1 protein-coding gene and 3 pseudogenes are annotated in these 4,777 nt (G+C 66.9%); all 4 read left to right on the forward strand.

Features of this window, described 5'->3' with window-relative positions:
- Positions 1-127 precede the first annotated feature (127 nt).
- Positions 128-1,141, forward strand: a pseudogene (locus NF20_RS20755) (IS256 family transposase); the annotation flags it as partial.
- 116 nt (positions 1,142-1,257) lie between these two features.
- On the forward strand, positions 1,258-2,307 hold the full coding sequence (locus NF20_RS20760) for a tyrosine-type recombinase/integrase (RefSeq protein ID WP_007172498.1): 1,050 nt from the start codon (positions 1,258-1,260) through the stop codon (positions 2,305-2,307).
- Positions 2,304-4,245: pseudogene (locus NF20_RS28775) on the forward strand (tyrosine-type recombinase/integrase). Before NF20_RS20760 ends, NF20_RS28775 begins: the two are co-directional and overlap by 4 nt.
- Before the next feature lie 46 nt (positions 4,246-4,291).
- Positions 4,292-4,510, forward strand: a pseudogene (locus NF20_RS26755) (transposase); the annotation flags it as partial.
- Positions 4,511-4,777 lie beyond the last annotated feature (267 nt).

A 4,777-nucleotide genomic window follows, 5' to 3' on the forward strand; every position in this document is an offset into this window, starting at 1 on the left:
CCAGTTGCGTCCAGCAGAGTGGTGTACGAGCCGGTGATGACCGGCGTGTCGTAGCCGGATGAATGAAGGTCATCGCGTGATTCTTCGAGGGACCGACCAAAGTCACTCGAGCAAAGGAATCAACGCGATGACCATTGCCCACGATATCGACCTGTCTGCCGTGCTGGCCGAACGACTCACCACCACGCACCCTGATGTGCTGCGCGAGTTGTTGGCCGCCTTCATTCACGCCCTGATGGGCGCCGAAGCCGACGCGGTGTGCGGTGCCGGCTACGGCCAGCGCAGCAGCGAGCGCACCAATTCCCGCAACGGGTATCGGCACCGCGAGTTTGACACCCGCGCAGGCACATTGGATCTGGCGATTCCCAAGCTAAGGCAAGGTTCGTACTTCCCGGACTGGCTGCTGGAACGGCGCAAACGCGCCGAGCGGGCCCTGACCACGGTGGTGGCTACCTGCTACCTGCTGGGCGTTTCGACGCGGCGGATGGACAAACTCGTCGAGACTCTGGGCATCACCAGCTTGTCGAAGTCCCAGGTCAGCGTGATGGCCAAAGAGCTCGACGCCGCGGTCGAGGCGTTCCGGACCCGGCCACTGGATGCAGGCCCGTACACGTTCATGGCTGCTGACGCCCTGGTGCTCAAGGTTCGCGAAGCAGGCCGGGTGGTCAACGTGCACGCGCTGATCGCCACCGGGGTCAACGCCGAGGGCTACCGCGAAATCCTGGGCATCGACGTCACCACCGCCGAGGACGGGGCCGGCTGGCTGACCTTCCTGCGGTCGCTGACCGCCCGCGGCCTATCAGGGGTCCGTCTGGTCACTTCCGACGCCCACGCCGGTCTGGTGGCCGCGATCGGCGCCACCCTGCCTGGGGCATCGTGGCAACGGTGTCGCACCCACTACGCCACCAACCTGATGGCCATCACTCCGAAATCATCGTGGCCGTGGGTACGCACACTACTGCATTCGGTCTTCGATCAACCTGACGCCGGTTCCGTTGCAGCCCAATATGACCGCATCATCGACGCACTGGCCGACAAGCTCCCCAAGGTCGCCGACCACCTCGAAGACGCCCGCGCCGACCTGCTCGCCTTCACCGCCTTCCCCAAACAAATTTGGCGGCAGATCTGGTCCAACAACCCACTATCCGTTAACCGGCTCTCCGGGGACACGGTTCGGGCTGCAGCGTGAGGTTCACGCACAAGCGCTGAGCACGGATGGATGCTGTCTGCATCTCGGTGGGGGAAGGCGGAGCGGCGATGCGGGTACTCAAGAGCGACAGCGGATATGTCCTGGAGGGCGACTGGGACGGGCAGGACGCGGTGAACGCGTTTCTCAACCATTTGGCGGGACGGGGGTTCAGCGCGGCCACGGTGCGGGCCTACGCATTCGACGTCGCCAATTTGAGCCGGTTCCTCGTCCAGCAAGCGGTCGGGCTCGCCGCGGTCGATGCGCCGTTGGTGTTCGACTGGATCGACTGGCAAGGCGTCCGCCGAACGGACCAGCCCACCGGCGGTCACCGCTCGTCGACCCCGCCGGCAGCTTCGACGGTGAACCGCCGGGTCGCGGCAGTGCGCGCGTTATTCGAGTATCTGGTGATGACCGGTGTCTGCACCGACAATCCGGTGCCGTCGCCGCGGCGGGGACAGGGGCTGCGCCAGTCGCAGCGGGGGTTGCTCGGTCATCTGGGTCCCGGGCGTGCACGCAGTGGCGGTAGGTTGGTGCGTCAGCCGCAGCGTCTTCCGGAATCGTTGTCCACCAACGATGTCGACGCGTTCCTGGCGACACTGGCAACGCACCGGGACCGGGCGATGGTGCTGGTGATGCTACTCGGAGGGCTGCGTTCGGCCGAGGCGCGTGGCCTGCTGCTCGCCGACGTCGATATGGGCCGGCGCCGGCTTCGGGTGATCGGCAAGGGCGGCAAGGAACGTCATGTCCCGGTCGATGCGGCGTTCTTCACCGAGCTCGCCGCCTACCTGCGATGGGAGCGGCCGCCGGGGTTGGCGACGCCGCAGTGCTTCGTAGTGCTGCGCGGCCCGACGACCGGTGCACCGGTCAGCGAGGCCGGGCTGCGCAGCCTGTTCCGTCGGCACCGGGAGACCTCTGGCGCCACAAGAGTCCGCCCGCACCGTTTACGGCATACCTACGGCACCGAATTGTCGGCGGCCGGAATCGATCTGCTGGCGTTGCGGGCGTTGATGGGGCATGTCTCGCCGGAGACCACGGCCCGCTACGTGCATTTGTCGATCGAGCAGCTCGCCGCCGAATACGGTGCTGCTCGTGCGACGTTGGCCGGAGCCCGGCAGTGACCACGGTGTTGGTCGGCCAACCCGTAGGCGCCGACGAGGTGGTGGCGGATTATCTCGACCACGTCGCCACCCTGGGTTTGAGCGGGCGGGCGGTACGCGACCGGATTCGGATCGCTCGCGACTTCACCGCACGCCACCGCGACCTGCACGCCTGGATGACGCTGCCGGCAGCCGAGCGGATCGCCGAGATACGGGACACCGGGGCGTGGCCGCTGATCTGTCACACGATCGGCACCGGCCGGTTACGGCTGGACGTCGAGCTGGCCGCGGTCAAACAGTTGACCGGGCTGGGCCGCGCAGTGGAGGACCGGGATCCGAGCGGATTCGCCGCGTTGCGGAATGCGGGAATTCGGTTGGGCTGGAGGAGTTCCTGGGTCGAGACGGTCCTCGGCGAATGTCTGGCGGTAGTGCTGGCACACCACGGCGGAATGGTCGCCGACCTGACCGGCGACGCGCTCGACGACTTCGACGCCGCGCTGTCACGTACCGTGGTGCCGCCATCGTCGCGGCGGGCATACAGGGGGCGGCTGGCCAGCCTGCGGCAGCTGTTGTTCGAGACCGCGGTCATCGACACCGCGCCGAAACGCCGGCGGTGGGCCCGTAGCCTCGAGCAGCGCTTCACCGAGGTGGAGATGCCCGACCCGATCCGTCAGACGTTGCTGCGCTACATCGGCGTGCGCGCGGCGGTGCTGCGGCCCAAATCGGTCGAGTCGCTGATCAACGACCTGCTGCCCTTCGCCGAATACCTCACCGCTCACCATCCGACGTCATCAGCCTGCGTGAACTCGACCGGAGCTGCATCGAGGGCTACCTGAAATGGAATCGCACCCGGGGCTGGCGTGGTCAGCGCGCCGCCGCGGGCGCCGGGCGCACCGTCTCGGCCGCGGTGGCCCAGTCGGCAGTGCTCAGTCTGCGCAACCTGCTCGACGACATCACCGCCTGGGGCTGGGCGCAGGCCCCACCACGGCGGTTGGTATTCGCCGCCGACGTCCCCAAACTCGACCAGCCGTTGCCACGCGCGCTAGCACCCGATGTGGACGCGGCAGTGATGAACGCCGTTGCCCACCTGCAGGATCCGTTCGCCCGCATCGGCCTGACCGTGCTGCGTGGTGCCGGCCTGCGGGCGGGGAACTGCTCGACCTCGAACTGGGCAGCATCATCGACTACGGACCGGCCGGAACCTGGCTGAAGGTGCCACTGGGCAAGCTCGCCACCGAACGCATGGTCCCGCTCTCCGCCGCGACCCTCGCCGCGCTCGACGAGTGGGTCGCCCTCCGCGGCACGCACCGGCCGCTGCCGCACCCACGCACCGGCGTGCTCACCGACTTTCTGTTCACCCGGCACGGACGCCGCCTGGGCTACACCCGGCTGCGCAACGGGCTGCTCACCGCCGCTGAATCCGCCGGGTTGCACCGTCCCGACGGCGGCGTCCTGATGGTCACTCCACATCAGTTGCGCCACACCTGGGCCACCGAACTCGCCAACGCCGGGATGAGTCTGCAGGCCTTGATGTCCTTACTCGGGCACGTCACTCCACAAATGACGATCCGCTACGCCACCCTGGCCTCGCCCACCCTGCGCGCGGCCTACGACGAAGCGATGGGCAAGATGCGCCGCCAGTTCACCCTCACCCCGGTCGGCAAACCGATCCTGCCCGACAAGGTCGGCTGGCTGCACAGTGAAATGCTGAAAACCCGCGTTGCACACGGATACTGCGCTCGCCACGAATCCGCGGGCGCGTGCCCTTATGCCAACATCTGCGAAACCTGCGACAACTACGTCACCGCCCCCGAATTCCGCGACACGCTCACCGACCAACTCGCCGACGTCCAGGCCCTCAGAACCGACGCCGAGTGCCGCGGCTGGACCGACGAAGCCGCCCGCCACGACCGCGTCGCCCACGCCCTTACCGACCACCTCCAGCGCCTCGATCGATGAACATCCCACCCCGACGGGTTGACCCGCCCCCGAGGGCCGGATAAAAGAACGACTCAACAAGGAAATCCGCCGGCGCACCGACGTCGTCGGAATCTTCCCCGACCGCAACGCCCTAATCCGCCTCGTCGGCGCGGTGCTGGCCGAACAACACGACGAATGGGCCGAATCCCGCCGCTACCTCGGCCTCGACGTCCTCAGCAAATCCCGCGCCGACCACACGCCATCAACAGAACAGGAGGACACCCCGGCGGCACTGACCGCCTAAACCACCAAGTCGAAGAATCACACGACGACGTCGTACACCACGTCCCTGGACTTGACCCCAACCCCGTCTCCCGCCGTTGGTACTGGCCGGCAGGTCATACGAGATCATGAGGCATTTCGATCCCGCTACCAGCAGTGCGACATTCGATCGGAAATGCACCGTCGAGTGCGGTCAGGGGGTCGAATCTGCGAGACCGGCTTTAGAGAGCGGTCAAGCCCTTCTGGTTGAGGTCCAGAAGGGGTGTCTGAGCTGGTCATATAGCGCCAT

Source organism: Mycobacterium sp. MAC_080597_8934 (assembly GCF_000523975.1).
GTDB lineage: Bacteria > Actinomycetota > Actinomycetes > Mycobacteriales > Mycobacteriaceae > Mycobacterium > Mycobacterium avium.